Consider the following 17345-nt stretch of genomic DNA (forward strand, 5'->3'; position numbering starts at 1 on the left):
AATTATTAAATGTATATTGTTTTACTACATCTTTTATATAAGTATCATATTTAAATAAATAAAAAGAGATGAACAAAGCTTTAATTAGAAAAGAATTCGTTCAAGTGACGATCGAATACACAAATACTGGGCTAATGAGATGGTTTAATATGAATGTAGTTCGCTTCAAATTGTCACCTTTTCTGAATAACTGAAAACAAAAAAGACAGGATAGGAATCCAAAAAATTAATTTTGGTTTCACGATCCTGTCTTTTTGAGCAAAGCAGCGTGACCTATTATCATACAAATGCACAATACACTATTCATCAGACGCAATCTATCTATCGCTTTACTTATGGCTTATTTTTTAATAATCTTCATAATTGACGATTTTTAGATGTTCTCCATCGGAATCACCATCAATTAAATAATGAGATTGAATGATTTGACCTTGCTCATTTTCTTTTTCAACTAACACTGAATAAAAATCATTATTTTTACTCACATTCGTCACTTTGGGATTTGTAAAATGATATCTTGCACGCCCATTAATTTTCGCTTTCATGACTTCATAATTAGATGTATCTTTTAATAGATAACTTGAAATCTCAGCAAAATCTGATTTTTCATAGGCTTTATTAAGCGCACCTGTGTATTTTTTAATAAACTCACTTACTTTATCAAAAGTATTCTTTTGTTTGGATGCATTAAACTTTTTAATTTCATCCTTATCAAAGGACAATTCCACTTCATTTTCAGACTGTATATCACTCTTTTTGATTACTTTTTCATTTGATTTAAACTTCTGATCATAGGACTGCCCTTCCGCGTAGATGACTATATCTTTGTTAAGTGGGAAAGATTTATACGTTTCATCTGAACTTGGCTTAATTTTTTCACCATTAATGACAATCATTAAGTCTTTTTTGTTCAAGCCTTCTGTATTTTTAAGTTTCACTTTTATTTTCGCTTCTTCAAAATCCTCTGTTACAGGTATCGTCTCGTTGTTACTTTGATCAAAATCAAACTTCAGTTGTCCTTCATATGTCCCTCGGTCTGTCGTCTTAACAGCATCAACCGCGTACCGCCCAGGGATGTAATTACCTAAAGCGACGGATTGGCCTTTTTCTGTAATGATTTTCTTCTTCAAACCGTCTGATTCAAATTCAAAAGTTGCTTTTTCATTTGATTTGATGACGGCTTGTTTCGTAGGTGCTTTAAATCCGATATTATCAAAAATGAGATAGCGTCGCCCATTTTTACTAATTCGTAAAACATCTTGGCCTTTTTTCGTTTTAATATAAGAAGCGACGGCTGTCTCATGATTTAAACTATCCACTGTGTGAAAAACATCTTTTTCAAATTTTTTCATTCCTATTTCATCTTTAATATATTTGATGTAAGTTGCCGCTTCTTTTCGTCCTACTTTGTTGTCCTTTGAACTAAGAATATTCGATACTTTTGCGACGTCATCGTTATTCACAGCATTAATTAATATTTTTGCTTGCGCTTCAGGAGAATTGAAATTTCTTAATAATAAAAACAAAATCATTAACAAAATTAGAATAAACGTAACGATAGCAATAGGTATGACCGTCTTTAATGGGAGACGATTTTTATGAGGAGGTGTTGAGTTTCCTTTAGTTTGTCGACTCAATGATGGCGTAGGTTCTTTCGAATAAGAAACTTGACTGCCACAATGTCGACATATATTTTTCTGATCTATCGTTTCTTCTTCACAAACTGGACACCAGCTCATATTTTCACCTCTATTTCTTCTAATTAAAATTTTAACGATGCTTTTATCAAAACTATTAGACTGCCCCATTAAGTCGGGATCATTGGATAAAAACAATCTATTCGACTCAATTATAAACGACTAAGCTGAGATTTGATACGTTCATCTATTTTTTCGAGCATTTCCCTCGTAGCTTCAATTTGATTAAGCGGAATATCTGATAACATTTTATTGGCAAGATTTGCTATCAAATCACGCGATGCACGTACATAATTTGCCCCTTCTTCTGTAAGTGCCACATATTTTAATCGTTTATCGTATTCATGATTCAATGTCATCCACTGAACCAGCCCCAGATCCACGAGTTTCTTTATCCGCCTGCTGACAGCTGCTTTATTGACACCTTGCTTTAAAGTAATTTCCGTTAAAGTTAATGATTTATGACTTGATAGCATTAAAAGGACACTTGATTGTTCGTTAGAAACCCCATATTTCGAACGCAAATCTTTTAATAACGCTGTCGTTAACGCATTCATATTCGTCATAAACTCACCCATAAACGTTACATGTTGACTCATTGTTTTAGAATCAGCCATCGTTCATCACCACCTTCACAACATTCGACGATCTTTACTATCGTAACAACAATTATTTTATAATGAAACGGTCTTTTTTATCATTTTCTTGGAGAATTTAGTATGATGATTGTAAATGACAATTAAAGGACACACTTATTTAAATGAATATACTCACTTATTTTTTATTAACAAGCTACATTATAATCTTAATATTTATAAAGATAAAGCCACATCGTATATTAAATATTTCATTGTTTTATATTTTAATGCTAATCAATATGCTCATCGTTAGCAATACCTTTATTTTAGGCGAGAATCGGCTTCTTATGATGTGCATACTTTTAGGGTTAGGTTTATGTGCAATTGGGACACTGCCTTTTCGTTTTTTGATTAAACGCAACTACACAATAAAGTACGTTTTATTATATCATTGCATGTTGATCAGTTTAATTTTGGGCTGCTTTTTCGTGAAAGCCGTAATTCCAAGTATTTTAACACTACCTTTTGATTTACTGATTAACTTGACGATTGTGTTTGTCGCATCATGGCAATGTTACCTTTTGATGACTTATCAATTTAAGCAAACACGATCAGTGTATCAAAACCCAACGATTCTCATTTTAGGTGCAGGTATTTTTACAGAGCGTGTGACACCTTTATTAAAATCACGCTTAGATGCTGCCATGACTTTGATACCGCGCAGTTCAACTCAATTCAAATTCATTGTGAGTGGTGGACAAGGTCCCGATGAACCGATACCAGAAGCATTAGCTATGCAACGCTATTTAATACAACATGGTATTTCACCAAAACATATCGTTTTAGAAGACGCTTCGACAAATACACAAGAGAATATTTTATTTTCTAAAGCCTACTTAGATGCATCAAACATCAATAAATTAGTCATCGTCACAAGCGATTTTCATATTATGCGTGCACTTCGTATTGCGCAACGCGAAGGGATTCAAGCGACTGGTTTGGGTGCACCTACACCACGCCTCGGCATTTCTTTACTTCACGATTATAGTGGTTTGCTTTTCAAATATCCTTTTACTTGGTGGATTTTTGGTATCGCACAAGTTCTTATCGGTATCTATTGGCTATTAATGTAAACGTGCATGTTCCATTTGTTTGCCAGCTTCATCACAATAAAAAGACTCGACTTTTACGTGTGCTTCTACACATTTTCAAAAATCGAGTCTTTCTTTTTATATGATTGAAAACAATGTCAAGTTCATGATTGTACTGCTATTTTTGTCGCGTAAGTTTTATCAGATAATTGACCATCTTTTAGGTAAATCATGCGATCAGCATAATCGAATAATCGCTCATCATGTGTCACCATAATACCGATTGCACCTTCTTCTTTCACTTGATTTTTAATCATTTCTACCACTTCCGTTGCGCGCTTCGCATCTAAGCTTGCGGTAGGCTCATCCGCTAACAACAATTGTGGTTGATTCATCCAAGCACGCATAATCGCAACACGTTGCTTTTCCCCACCAGAAAGCATATGTGGATACGCATCAAGTCGATGTGCCAAGCCGATACGTTTTAATAGCGCAACCGCACGTTCACGAGCCGCCTTTTTACTCATTCCTGCTTCTTTTCCTACCAATTCTAATTGCGCACTGACTTTTAAATAAGGAACAAGATGTGCAGCTTGAAAAATAAAGCCAATATCTTTTAATCTTTTTTCAGTTAATTCACTTTGATTTAAATGATTGAACGCTTCTCCATTTAATAAAACTTGACCTTCTGTAGGAGAAAGCAGCCCGCCAATAATAGATAATAATGTTGATTTACCTGATCCAGATGCACCATTTAAAATGACAAATTCACCGGGATTGACTTTAAAATTAATATTGTTCAAGACCTTGGTTTCTGCTTCTCCCTTACCAAACGTTTTGACTAAATCTTTGACAATTAAACTCATTGATTTCCACCTCCGATTGCTTCAATAGGGTCTATTTTAAAGACACGAATCAACGATAACAGTGCCCCAATAACAGCGACCACGATAAAGACAATCACAACTAGCACCATGTTCATCATACTAATATGAAATGGCATTGTAACAGGCAATGCTGCGGAAAGACCTGCAATGACACCCAATGCAATCAAGACACCAATGATTGTAATAAACAGAATTTGGAATAATAATGACCATAATAAGTGACTTGTCTTCATTCCGATTGCCTTCAAAATCCCGATTTCTGCCGTTTTTTGAATCGTCATCACATAGAAAAATGCAGTCAATACAATGGCAGTAATCACAAATAAGCTGACAATCATCATATTCAGTGGTGCTTGTTCTGCTTGATAACTTGGAATTGCACCCGTTAAATCGCCTTTATTTACGATTTCTACACCTTTTATCTGTTTAAGATGGTCAATATCTTTTTTACTCACATGGTTCAAAAAGTATAAAGCAGTCGCGCTTTGATGATCGGCAACTTTCTTAAGACCGCCTTCATTGACTAATGCCACGTTCGTATGTGCATGCATCGCATCATCGAAGAAGCCGACAACTTTCAATTTTGTATCATTCCCTTTAATATGAATGACACCACCGATGTGTAAACCTTCTCCTTCGAGTTTACTATTTACAGTGACTTCCCCATCATGTTGTGGGAGTTGGCCTGCTTTTAATGAAGGTAATTCTTGTTTCGGCATTGTTGCAAATAACATATCCATCGTATCCCCTTTAAATTTTCCAGTTGCCATGGTTAATTTTAAAGGAGACTGCGTAACGAATTTTTCAACGGCTTGCTGCTCTGAATCTGACAAATTCGATTTTTCAAGTTGTTGATCCACACCTTTTTGAATCACAAATTGTTCTGATTTAAAGGAATCAATAAGCGAAATGTTTTCTCTTGCTAAGCCCTGTGCTAATCCTGTAATAAAGAGCACCATACTTGCGAGTAAAATCACAATAAACGTAATTAACAAATATTTAAATTTATGAAACTTCAGTTCATTTAATGCAATAGACATGAACACGACTCCCTTTCTTTCTCATTTCTCTCACAGTTTACTTCGGAAATATGAACTGAATATGAACAATAGACGGTTTCACCATTTTTATTAAATATTTTCGTGAAAGACGCTTAGGGATCGTTGTGCAACAATCTCCTTTGGTTACCCAGTTTCAAAATAGACATGATACAATAGATAACAAATTATGAAACGTCGCTCTCATTTATAAAAGAAAGGTTGTGGAAGCATGCCAGTCACGTGTTTAATCATAGACGATGACCCTGAAATACTAAACTATGTCGAAACACGCCTCCAACATGAAGGCTATCATGCCGTTTCATTAAAAAGTGGAGAAGCAGCACTGAGTTACCTTGAAAAGCACACAATTGATATTGCAATTGTAGATATTATGATGGACGGTATGGACGGTTTTGAGCTATGCCAAACTTTAAAATATGACTATGAATATCCCGTTATTATGTTAACAGCCCGAGATGCCCTAAACGATAAGGAACGCGCCTTTTTAGCTGGGACAGATGATTATGTCACAAAACCGTTCGAAGTAGCTGAACTTGTTTTTAGAATTAAAGCTGTATTAAGACGATATCAAGTCGAAACAGCCACACAACTGACATTGGGAAATTTAACGATAGATCAAAGTCAATTAGAAGTAAAAGTGGGGTCTAAAGGCATGATATTACCTAATAAAGAGTTTGCCTTACTTAGTTTATTAGTCGCTTACCCTAGACAAGTTTTTGAACGTGAATCACTTATTGAAAAAATATGGGGCTTGGATTATGAAGGGGATGAAAGAACTGTGGATGTCCACATTAAACGCTTGCGCACGCGATTGGCCAAGCTCGGAGCAAACATCCATATCGAAACCGTTCGTGGTATCGGCTATAAGGTGATGGAAAATGCTTAAATCACTTTATTCTCGCTTTGCTATTTATACCCTGACTGTTATGATTATTAGCGCCCTTTTAAGTTTTGAAATTTCTAATATTTATTATCATTTTGAACTAAAAGACAAAAACGATGCGAAAATAATGGCTACTTTAAAACGTGCACACGTATATAAAGAAGCGCAGCAAGAACAAGATTTAAAACGCTATTTAACATTATTAGGAGATCTTAATTATCAAGTGGTTGCATACAATGCGCAGGGTGAAGTTCGAGCTTTCGGAGAACCCTTTAGGAAAGATAATTTGAATCGCGCAACGATTTCACGCGTCTTATCCGGTCATGACTATCACGGTATCGCACAAAGACCTTTTCACCCTTTTATTACAGGCTTTTTTGATAATGAAACACGTAATACAGTCGGCACTCAATTTAAAACTGATCACGGTCGTTATGCCGTATTTATCCGGCCTGATATCGGTCATACCTTTGCAGAATTTAGAATTTTTCTGCTCGTTTTACTCGTATTACTCGTTGTCATATCTATTTTACTTGTTATTTGGTCCACTTATGCTTTAGTGAAGCCTGTCAAGCAACTTAGAAACGCAACAGAACGTATGATGTCTGGTGATTTTACAACACCAATTGCGATTACACGTCGTGATGAATTAGGGACATTACAACAACATTTTGATACGATGCGCCTTGAATTAAAACAACTCGATGATATGCGCCAACACTTCGTACAAAACGTTTCCCATGAGATTAAAACGCCTTTAACACATATTCATCATTTATTAACACAATTACAACAAGAAAAAACAACGCCTAAACAATCGGACTATATCGCTAAAATTTATGATGAAACCCATCGCTTAAGTCAATTGACCCGTCAGCTTCTATTGTTATCTGAACTGGACAATGATGTACATCTTCAATTTGATGATGACATCAGAGTACATCAATGTGTATTGGCTATCTTAAAAAACGAAAACTATGCGATTGATCAAAAGAATCAAGTCTTAATATATGATTTAACGGAAGTTACAATTAAAGGGAACCAACGTTTGCTGACCCAGGCATTTGAAAATATCATACGTAATGCGATTAAATATACAGATACTTATGGAACAATCGAAATCCAACTCACAGCAAATGATAATAATATTTACTTTATGGTCACAGACGATGGCTCTGGTATGTCTGAAACAGTCCAAAATCACATCTTTGAGCGTTTTTATAAAAAATCATCATATGCTGATAGCAATGGATTAGGCCTAGCAATTACAAAAACTATTATAGAACGCCATCATGGAGAAATTAACGTTGACAGTCAACTGGGTAACGGCACGACATTCACAATCATATTGCCACGCCATTCTTAAAAAGTTTCTAAAGCCTTTAGCAGAACACAAAAAGGGGTAACAATCTGAATTTAGAAAAGACTTTCATTTCTATAAGAAAGTAATCACCTCAGCTACCCTGCGTTTCCCTAGCCTGTTATTTTACAAATGAGGTTCAACTTCATTATGTCTTTAAAAAATGGGACAAAACTTGAAAATCAAAAGTTTTGTCCCATTTATTAGGCTTTGCTTACGCCTTTATAACTTCTGTATTTAAAGATAAGTCACTATCAACTTAATAATGTACCAGACTCATCTAATTTTAATTGTTTTGAAATTTCATGATTCAAAGATTTGAAAAGTTCGATTTCATCTGTAAGACGCTTACCGAATGAAGGTACCATTTCTTTTACACGTGGATCCCATTCTTTGAATTGACTTGGAAATGCACGTTGTAAAATGTCGAGCATAACAGCAACTGCTGTAGAAGCACCAGGTGATGCGCCTAAAAGTGCAGCAAGTGTACCATCTTTAGAAGTGATCACTTCCGTACCAAATTGAAGCGTACCTTTACCTTTTTCTTTAGTATCCTTAATCACTTGAACACGTTGACCAGCTACAACTACTTCCCAGTCTTCATTTTGTGCGGTTGGTACAAAGGCTTTTAAATCCGCCATTCTTTGATCATTTGAAAGTAACAGCTGTTGGATCAGATACTTCGTTAATCCCATTTCTTTCGCACCCGCTGCTAACATGGTTGTGACATTATTAGGCTTCACTGATTTAATGAGATCAAAATATGAACCTGTTTTCAAAAATTTAGGTGAAAAACCTGCAAAAGGACCAAATAATAATGCGCGTTCACCATCAATAAAACGTGTATCCAAGTGTGGAACCGACATAGGCGGTGCACCTACTTCAGCCTTACCATAAACTTTGGCTTTATGTTTTTGCACAACTTCTGGATTTTTGCATACTAAAAACAGCCCACTTACCGGAAAGCCTCCGATATGTTTGGATTCAGGGATACCAGTTTTTTGTAATAACGGTAAACTTGCGCCCCCTGCACCAATGAAAACAAATTTAGATGACACTGTAAAAACACGATTTTCTTTTAAATCTTTAATCTTCACAGTCCAAGTCCCATCTTTATGTTGCTTTAAGTTTAACACCTCATGTTCGTAATACAGTGCGCCCCCTTTGGCTTTAATTTGTGACAATAACTTACGTGTTAATGCCCCAAAATTGACATCTGTACCCGATTCATCTCGCGTTGCCGCAATCGGTGTCGTTTTATCTTCACGGCCTTCCATCATTAAAGGCACCCATTCTTTTAACGTTTCAAAATCATCTGCTAGAGACATCCCTTGGAACAGTACATTTTCACGGAGCGCTTTTACACGCGCTTCTAAAAATCTTACATTTTCTTCCCCAGTTACAAAACTCATATGAGGTACTGTACGAATAAATGCTTCAGGATTTTGTAATTGCCCTTTTTTAACGAGATATGACCAAAATTGTTTAGACACTTGAAATTGCTCGTTAATTTTAATCGCTTTAGAAATATCCATCGTGCCGTCTTCTTTTTCGCTTGTATAGTTTAATTCGCATAATGCAGAATGACCTGTCCCCGCATTATTCCATACATTTGAACTTTCTTGCGCACATTCATCTAAGCGTTCAAAAACATTAATATCCCAATCTGGTTCTAACTCTTTTAGTAATGTGCCTAAAGTTGCACTCATAATTCCGCCGCCGATAAGTACGACATCTGTCTTGTTATGTAAATTGTTCATAACAATCCAGTCCCCCTTTTCGTTTTAAATCATTTGTTTGCATGTGGGATAGACAATTTTAACCCAGGCTCCATTGCCACATCCTATCCCGTGAGGTGCGCTCAACTTCTAACTACTTTAGTTTAAGCAGCAATTGAAGTGCGTCACTGACTACGTATCAACTAACGACCACACTTAAGTGTGCGATCGTTCATATTCCCAGCTTTGCCCTTTGTTAAGCGTGAGTGCGTAATCAAATGGATTGCGACATCTCACCGCGAAATATGTAAAAATTGATGTAACTTGGTGACAGCGTCATCCTCAAACTCACATTGACTCAAATGAATCATCATCAATCTTTCAAAATTGTTTGATAAATGTGCCTAAAAGTACACCCATCATGATGATTATTACTTCAATTATATACCTTAATCATAGAAGAAAAAAGCGTTAGCGATTAAAATTGTGAATTTTTAATACTACTATTTTTAGTTTCAAACAAATTAACATTTTTATGTATATATAAATTTTCAAATATTCCGAATAAAATTATCACTTCTCTAACACTAATGATTTTAAGAATGATATAATATATAAAAAGCTAGCAATTGAGGGATGCGACATGAAGTCTATCACTTTTTTAATGCATAACATTTATGCAGTTGGCGGTACAGTAAAAACAATTACAAACCTCGCGAATCAACTCGTTCGTCAAGGACACCAAGTGACAATTATTTCTATTTTCAAATCTAAAGATAAACCCTATTTCGATCTTGACTCACGTGTCATCGTCAAGCCTCTCATCCATTATCAACTCAGAATACGTCACTTGATGCCACTCGCTGCCAACCGAATTCGTAAATTCACACCGTTATTAAAACCAAAATATTTATCCAAATACGAGCCCGGTTATCGTCAATATTCAAGTTATATTGAGAAAAAGATCATCCATGCCATTCAAAATGATCATTCAGATATTTTTGTCGGCACGCGTGCAAGCCATAACATATTAATTGCTCGATTTGGTAATCCTCACCAAGTCACCATAGGAATGGAACATATGAACTTAGATGCCCATTCTCCTGAATTAAAAGATGAAATTCTGACCTATTATCCACAACTCAGCGCAGTGACAACTTTAACGGTTCAAGATAAAAAACGCTATGCTGAATACTTGGATATTCCAATTTTTGTCGTTACTAATATGATTGATGAAAAGCGCCATCATATTATGAAAAAGCGACAAATTATTGCCGCAGGTCGATTTGAATATGAAAAAGGATTCGATCTATTAATACAAGCCATTTTTGAAATTCAAGATGACTTAAGAGACTTTGGTTACACCGTTTCAATTTTTGGTGATGGTAGTGAAAAAGAAGCCTTACAACAACAAATCAATTTTTTACGTATACAAGATTTAATCTTTTTACGTCCAACAACGCAACACTTAAGTACCTATATTGCTGAAAGTAAGATCACTTGCATACCATCGCGCAACGAAGGGTTTGGCATGACCATTTTGGAAGCGATGAATCAGGGGAGTATCGTGATTAGTTTTGATGGCAACACCGGACCCGAATCAATCATAAATCACGGTCGAAATGGGTTTTTGGTTCCACACCACCAACCTTCACAATTGGCAATGCAAATATTAGAAATCATGGAATATGATAGCTCTAAATACCTTAAACCGATTATACAAAATGGTTATAAAACTGTTGACAACTACCAACCAGAAGCCATATATCAACAATTTATAGATACTATAGATACCGTCGTTCAGTCGCATAATATAAACTCATAATAAAAGCCATTCAAAGATATTTGTTTAATCTTTGAATGGCTTTGTTTTATATAAAAGATTTTATGCTTATAACATTTCAGATATTAAGGATTCTAATGAACTAAACATAGAAAATAGAAGTACACCTTGTTTCGTTTTAATAATACCATGTAAATATTTATCACCAAAAATTACATGATTGGTGTTTTTAAATAGAAGGTTATCATATGCTTTGTATAATTTTTCTAAATCTTGAATTGAAAATGATTGCCTTTCTTTCTCTCTATATCTACCAGTCACATTGACTGATGATGAATATGACAAACGATGACTTTTAATAAATTCAATGATATATTCTCGACGTTCTTTTTCATTATTAAATAATTCCTTTGCCAATTGATAAACTAAACTTGGGTGTGGTTTATTTAACATTGATTCGATTAAAGCTGGATACGATATTTTCTTTCCTTCAAAATAAGTTGCATCATTTGTTGGCCACCTATTTAATACTACATTATCTTTTTTAATTTCCCTCTTTTGACTATAGATATAATAGATTAAGGGAGTAAGCCCTTCAATCGAAATTGACGTAGAATTAACAGCTATATTTCTATTATTTTCATTCAGATAAAAGAAAGATTTAGAAAAAGGAATATGATTATAAAACTGGCCCCCCCTTAAGTCTTGTCGATTATTCTGTAATTTATAAAATAATCGTGTTGCTATTCTCGGTAATTCAGTACCTGTAACAGATGACTTTAAAAGAGTCAATCCATCTTCATTTATCATATATTGTAAGTCATAAAGTAATTGCTACGGATCATTATACCATGTAATTTTTTTACCTTTTACATGATTAACTACTTTTCTCATTTCATTATCGATACATAAGATATAATCTGCTTGAGAATTCTGGAGAATATCTACAAGCAGCAAATGGATGTTCTCAGATTCTATTCCTAAATCACTAATCTTTCCTAACACTATTATCTTATTTCCTGTATAAAAGCGACATTGATGATTAAATGCTTCTATTGCATTAATCATTGCTGGCAAGGATGCATTGTGCGTATCATCCAACAATGTTGTATTAAGATGTGGGGTGTTTATATCCTTGATTTCTAATACCTTTTTAAACGGTTGAAACCTAGAAAGTCTACTTACACTTTGTTTTATATTAACATCTAATAACTTCAACAAATTTAAAGTCGCTAAAACATTTGATATCATACCTCGGCTTATCGTATTAATTTTAAAACTTATTGCCTCTTGACCATGTTTAAAATTAAAATTTGTAAAGCCCTTATTTTCTTCAATAACTATATCCTCTTCTTTATTAACACTATATGTTATAACATGACCAACATGATAACTGGCTAACCTTTCCAATAAATTGGCATGTTGCGTATCCTCATTTATTATTGCCTTGCCTCCTTCATTTTGTCCTGCAAATATTCTCGCCTTAAAGCGTGCAATCTCTTCAGTATTTTTAATTGTAGCTAAATGTGCCTCACCAATTCCTGTAACAATTGAAATATCAGGTTTTACTAATAATGATAAATTCCCTTTATTGTTTAGTGCGTTTAATGACATTTCAAAAACAGCAAAATCTGGATTACTTGCTAATTTGCATAGATTAAGTAATGTAGGTATTCTTGTATTAGCATTACCTCTATTTTGTAATATAGTATGGTTGTTTAATGCCTCTCCAATCATTAACCTTGTAGAACTTTTCCCCATTGATCCGGTTATTGCGATGATAGGGTTACTAAAATGGTCCCTAAAGTATTTACCTAGTAATTGCATTGCTTGAATTGTATCTTGAACAACTATTTGCGGAATTACTTGATTCAAATCATGATAATAAGTTTCTGTAATGATTACTTCCGGAAAGTGTGTAATTTGTTTGATTTGTTCATATCCTGATGAAATCTGAGGTTCTTTCCCTAACCATTTTTTCCATGTTTCTTTACTTATACTAAAGAACGCAGTGTTTGATTGTCTAACATAGTTCATTTGGTATTCAAAATCAGTTATTTTTTTATTTTCTTTTAAATCGAAAATTTTCCCATTTATAATTTTATTAATGTATTTTATGGTATACATAGCGCCCTATCTCTTTTTATTACATATTTGTATTGTATAAACTAATAGTTTATAATTTGTTTTAATAAGGAGTGAAATTATGAATAACAAAGAATTAGATGAAATTAACAAGCAAATTGAAGCCGAATTACTTGAATATAGTCAAACTAATACTGATGATAACAATTTGAAAACTTCGAAGACGAGTAAGGCTAGGGCTTTCTATTTAGGTGTTGTTTTACTCATGGCGATTATTGGCTTGGTAAGATTGTTCCTATAATTCTATATGCAATACCTTATTTGTGCCCGACTTAAAAACTTTTTGATACTGTATATATCCAGATAGATAGTGTTCTATATCGTCAATTCTAACTCGATAGCCATGATGTTTAATGAAGAAACTGCCTAGCACTGATTTTGGATTTTTGAAGTACATTGCAATTTCAGGGTAAAAATAGCCAGTCCTTTGATAATCAGCCCTCTTGTGAATAGTATTCATAAATTTTTCCCCGTCTAAAATATCATTTACTAAAGATTCACAGCCATTTTTCTTAGCTTTTTCAACTAAATGATAAGTCGCCATAAGCAACTCTAAAAAAGTAGGAAATGCAGTTTCCCTGTGATAAATATAATCTAAATAATGCGCTATATTCTCTAATCCAAACTTGAAATATTTCTCTTTAGGAATAATCTTTACAAGTTCATTTGTACAGTAACCTAGCCAGTGATCATGATATTTCCAATACTTCCCATTAATAAACTTTTCAAATAAGATTTCAACTGTTTCTAACCACTGCGGATTATTATCAATCTGATATAACCTCAATAAAGCAAGTGCAGCTTCTCCATCATAGTAAACCACTCTAAAATGCTCTTTTATAGATAAATCAGGATAATTCAGTACATGAATTGTTTCCATATTATTTTTATTAATCATCGCTAAAATACCTTGAGCTACTTTTTGTGCGTACTCTAAATATTTATCATCATTTGGATTTGTTTTTAAATATTCACATATAGCAAAAACAAAAGCGGCATTTTGACCTAATTTAATTTCGTTGATGGAATTTGTGTCATCAAAAATGTAACCTTCATTATTTTTTTCATAATAACAGTGGTCAATAATATAATTTAAAGGTTTAGTCGCAATAGCTACATCCTTATTTAAATAAACTAGGCTTTCTATTAATGAGTAGGTAGAAGATGAATGTCTTAAAACATTATAATAGTTTATCTCTCTATCAAAATGTGGAAAGCGACCATATCTATACTTTCCATTAGGTAATATTTCATTTTGTAAATATTGAGAGCTTGTCTTTATTAATTTATCTATTTCAATATTTAAGTTATCGACTTTTCTGATACCTTTCATCTCTTTATTTTCATTCAATTCTATGAACTGTCCCTCTTCAATAAAATAGCCTTTAGTTCGAAAAACAATTACATTTTTATTTTTATAGTTATCAACTTTAAATTTCTTATTTAACTTTTTAAATTTTTTCAAGTAATGCGTCACATTATTTTCAGCAATTTCCAATATATTTTTATCTTGCTTAGATGGTCTTACAAAAGCATTTGCGTTTATTTCATCTGGTAAAAACGATAACTCCCATTGATCATCCAAAGAAAAACCAAAATCTACATAATTTCTTCTTGTATCAATCAACTTTTTCTCTAAAACATTGAAAGTAATTACTTTTTTGTTAGTAACCACATCAATTTTTATCCATTTAGGAATGGCAGAAGTCTTTTTTTGATATTGCTTAATTTGCTTTAATAACTGCTTAGTTATTTCTTCTGTATTTTTAATGTATTTTACATATGCCTTTATATTAGGGTGTCCAATACTAATAAACACTTCTTCAAAGTTATTAAAATCACTATTTATTTTATTTACTAACCTTTCAACTACTTCTTTCAATACTTATACCTCCATAAAATAGAATATTTCAGAAATATATCGAGGGAACTTAAAGTCCCCTCGATTGCTATTGTCTTATTATTCTATTGCTGATCTTTACGGCGTTTTTTACGACCCAATAGTGCTAAAGATCCTAATCCTGCAAGTAAAGTTCCATATAATGTAGTGTTCTGATTATTTTCACCAGTATCTGGTAATTTTTCTTTATCAGAATCGGCGTCGGCGTCAGCATCAGCGTCGGCATCCGCATCAGCGTCAGCATCGGCATCAGAATCGGCATCTGCATCTGAGTCTGCGTCAGCATCGGCGTCGGCATCCGCATCAGCGTCGGCATCGGCGTCGGCATCCGCATCTGAGTCTGCGTCGGCATCCGCATCTGAGTCCGCGTCTGCATCGGCATCTGCATCCGCATCGGCATCTGCATCGGCGTCGGCATCCGCATCAGCGTCGGCATCTGCATCTGAGTCTGCGTCAGCATCTGCATCTGCATCAGCATCCGCATCGGCGTCGGCATCAGCGTCGGCATCAGCATCGGCATCGGCATCGGCATCTGCGTCGGCATCGGCATCGGCATCTGCGTCGGCATCTGCGTCAGCATCGGCATCTGCATCTGCATCAGCATCCGCATCGGCGTCGGCATCAGCGTCAGCATCGGCATCTGCATCTGCATCTGCATCGGCGTCAGCATCAGCGTCGGCATCCGCATCTGCATCTGCATCGGCATCTGAGTCTGCGTCTGCGTCAGCATCGGCATCTGCATCGGCATCTGAGTCTGCGTCAGCATCGGCATCTGCATCTGCATCGGCGTCGGCATCTGCGTCAGCATCGGCGTCGGCGTCGGCATCAGCATCGGCGTCGGCATCGGCATCGGCGTCAGCGTCGGCATCAGCATCGGCGTCAGCATCCGCATCCGCGTCAGCATCCGCATCGGCATCCGCATCTGCATCTGAGTCTGCGTCAGCATCGGCATCTGCATCTGCATCTGCATCCGCATCCGCGTCAGCATCAGCGTCGGCATCCGCATCGGCATCGGCATCCGCATCAGCATCCGCATCGGCGTCGGCATCCGCGTCAGCATCGGCGTCGGCATCAGCATCAGCATCCGCATCGGCGTCGGCATCGGCGTCGGCATCAGCATCAGCGTCAGCATCGGCATCTGCATCTGCATCAGCATCCGCATCCGCGTCAGCATCAGCGTCGGCATCCGCATCGGCATCGGCATCCGCATCAGCATCAGCGTCTGAGTCTGCATCAGCGTCGGCATCCGCATCCGCATCCGCATCGGCGTCGGCATCCGCATCAGCGTCAGCATCGGCGTCGGCATCAGCATCAGCGTCTGAGTCTGCATCAGCGTCGGCATCCGCATCCGCATCAGCGTCGGCATCAGCGTCAGCATCCGCATCGGCATCTGCATCCGCATCGGCATCTGCATCGGCGTCAGCATCAGCGTCGGCATCAGCATCAGCATCTGCATCGGCATCTGAGTCTGCGTCAGCATCGGCATCTGCATCAGCATCTGCATCTGCGTCGGCATCAGCATCTGCATCTGCGTCGGCATCCGCATCAGCGTCTGCGTCAGCATCTGCGTCGGCATCCGCATCAGCGTCGGCATCAGCATCTGCATCTGCATCGGCGTCAGCATCCGCATCGGCATCTGCATCCGCGTCTGCGTCAGAATCAGAATCTGCGTCAGCGTCGGCATCTGAGTCTGCGTCGGCATCCGCGTCAGCATCTGCATCGGCGTCAGCGTCGGCGTCAGCATCCGCGTCGGCATCAGCGTCGGCGTCGGCATCAGCGTCGGCGTCAGAATCAGAATCTGCGTCAGAATCAGAATCTGCGTCAGCGTCGGCGTCGGCATCAGCATCCGCATCAGAATCGGCGTCGGCGTCGGCATCCGCATCTGAGTCCGCGTCGGCATCTGCATCTGCATCTGCATCCGCATCAGCATCAGCATCAGAATCGGCATCAGCATCTGCATCTGCATCTGAGTCTGCGTCAGCATCGGCATCGGCATCCGCATCTGCATCTGCATCTGCGTCAGCATCGGCATCAGCATCAGCATCCGCATCGGCGTCTGCGTCAGCATCGGCATCTGCATCTGCATCTGCATCGGCGTCAGCATCAGCGTCGGCATCTGCATCTGCATCTGCATCGGCATCTGCGTCTGCGTCAGCATCGGCATCTGCATCTGCATCAGCATCCGCATCCGCGTCAGAATCGGCATCCGCATCTGCATCTGCATCTGAGTCTGCGTCAGCAT

At 36.9% G+C, this 17345-nt stretch carries 14 protein-coding genes and 1 pseudogene; 5 read left to right on the forward strand and 10 right to left on the reverse strand.

Features of this window, described 5'->3' with window-relative positions; genetic code table 11:
- Positions 1 to 347: 347 nt before the first annotated feature.
- Together tcaA and tcaR are read right to left on the reverse strand one after the other, a co-directional pair.
- A complete protein-coding gene (gene tcaA, locus CD118_RS11420) occupies positions 348 to 1739 on the reverse strand; it encodes a membrane-associated protein TcaA (RefSeq protein WP_060829472.1) in 1392 nt (463 codons plus the stop codon).
- Between the two features lie 110 nt (positions 1740 to 1849).
- Positions 1850 to 2314, reverse strand: coding sequence for a MarR family transcriptional regulator TcaR (gene tcaR, locus CD118_RS11425; protein ID WP_060829471.1), 465 nt, complete (start codon positions 2312 to 2314; stop codon positions 1850 to 1852).
- 449 nt (positions 2315 to 2763) lie between these two features.
- On the opposite strand from tcaR, the gene CD118_RS11430 reads away from it, so the two are divergent.
- Entirely contained in the window at positions 2764 to 3408 is a 645-nt protein-coding gene (locus tag CD118_RS11430) for a YdcF family protein (protein WP_231909493.1), read from the forward strand.
- A 122-nt stretch (positions 3409 to 3530) separates the two neighbouring features.
- On the opposite strand, the gene CD118_RS11435 is transcribed toward CD118_RS11430, so the two are convergent.
- Positions 3531 to 4232: an ABC transporter ATP-binding protein gene (locus tag CD118_RS11435; RefSeq protein ID WP_103356725.1), complete on the reverse strand. Its 702-nt coding sequence runs from the start codon at positions 4230 to 4232 to the stop codon at positions 3531 to 3533.
- Positions 4229 to 5293: an ABC transporter permease gene (locus CD118_RS11440; protein ID WP_103356726.1), complete on the reverse strand. Its 1065-nt coding sequence runs from the start codon at positions 5291 to 5293 to the stop codon at positions 4229 to 4231. Before CD118_RS11440 ends, CD118_RS11435 begins: the two co-directional genes overlap by 4 nt.
- Before the next feature lie 229 nt (positions 5294 to 5522).
- Here CD118_RS11440 and CD118_RS11445 point away from each other — a divergent pair, with 229 nt between their 5' ends.
- On the forward strand, positions 5523 to 6200 hold the full coding sequence (locus CD118_RS11445) for a response regulator transcription factor (RefSeq protein ID WP_050330072.1): 678 nt from the start codon (positions 5523 to 5525) through the stop codon (positions 6198 to 6200).
- Complete coding sequence (locus CD118_RS11450) at positions 6193 to 7563, forward strand: HAMP domain-containing sensor histidine kinase (protein ID WP_103356727.1); 1371 nt, start codon at positions 6193 to 6195, stop codon at positions 7561 to 7563. Before CD118_RS11445 ends, CD118_RS11450 begins: the two co-directional genes overlap by 8 nt.
- 248 nt (positions 7564 to 7811) lie before the next feature.
- Here CD118_RS11450 and mqo read toward each other — a convergent pair whose 3' ends face one another.
- On the reverse strand, positions 7812 to 9317 hold the full coding sequence (gene mqo, locus CD118_RS11455) for a malate dehydrogenase (quinone) (RefSeq protein ID WP_103356728.1): 1506 nt from the start codon (positions 9315 to 9317) through the stop codon (positions 7812 to 7814).
- A gap of 601 nt (positions 9318 to 9918) precedes the next feature.
- Here mqo and CD118_RS11460 point away from each other — a divergent pair.
- Positions 9919 to 11100, forward strand: a complete 1182-nt coding sequence (locus CD118_RS11460) for a glycosyltransferase family 4 protein (RefSeq protein ID WP_060829466.1) — start codon at positions 9919 to 9921, stop codon at positions 11098 to 11100.
- Positions 11101 to 11166: 66 nt separating this feature from the next.
- Here CD118_RS11460 and CD118_RS11465 read toward each other — a convergent pair whose 3' ends face one another.
- Both CD118_RS11465 and CD118_RS11470 read right to left on the reverse strand, forming a co-directional pair.
- Positions 11167 to 11868: a hypothetical protein gene (locus CD118_RS11465; protein ID WP_103356729.1), complete on the reverse strand. Its 702-nt coding sequence runs from the start codon at positions 11866 to 11868 to the stop codon at positions 11167 to 11169.
- A gap of 24 nt (positions 11869 to 11892) precedes the next feature.
- Complete coding sequence (locus CD118_RS11470) at positions 11893 to 13185, reverse strand: Mur ligase family protein (RefSeq protein WP_103356730.1); 1293 nt, start codon at positions 13183 to 13185, stop codon at positions 11893 to 11895.
- A gap of 79 nt (positions 13186 to 13264) precedes the next feature.
- Here CD118_RS11470 and CD118_RS11475 point away from each other — a divergent pair, with 79 nt between their 5' ends.
- Positions 13265 to 13444 carry a hypothetical protein gene (locus CD118_RS11475; protein WP_060829464.1) on the forward strand — a complete coding sequence of 60 codons (180 nt, stop codon included), beginning with the start codon at positions 13265 to 13267 and terminating at the stop codon, positions 13442 to 13444.
- Here the strand turns inward: CD118_RS11475 and CD118_RS11480 are convergent.
- From CD118_RS11480 to CD118_RS11490, 3 genes and pseudogenes are all read right to left on the reverse strand, one after another.
- Positions 13439 to 15085: a poly(glycerol-phosphate) alpha-glucosyltransferase gene (locus tag CD118_RS11480; RefSeq protein WP_103356731.1), complete on the reverse strand. Its 1647-nt coding sequence runs from the start codon at positions 15083 to 15085 to the stop codon at positions 13439 to 13441. The genes CD118_RS11475 and CD118_RS11480 overlap by 6 nt on opposite strands.
- A gap of 83 nt (positions 15086 to 15168) precedes the next feature.
- Positions 15169 to 15243 (reverse strand): annotated as a pseudogene (locus CD118_RS12415) (hypothetical protein); the annotation flags it as partial.
- A partial coding sequence (locus CD118_RS11490; protein ID WP_280949842.1) for a hypothetical protein occupies positions 15219 to 17345 on the reverse strand: 2127 nt, incomplete at its 5' end. The gene CD118_RS11490 and the pseudogene CD118_RS12415, both read right to left, overlap by 25 nt.

This window comes from Staphylococcus coagulans, from assembly GCF_002901995.1.
In the GTDB taxonomy this organism is placed as follows: Bacteria; Bacillota; Bacilli; order Staphylococcales; family Staphylococcaceae; genus Staphylococcus; species Staphylococcus coagulans.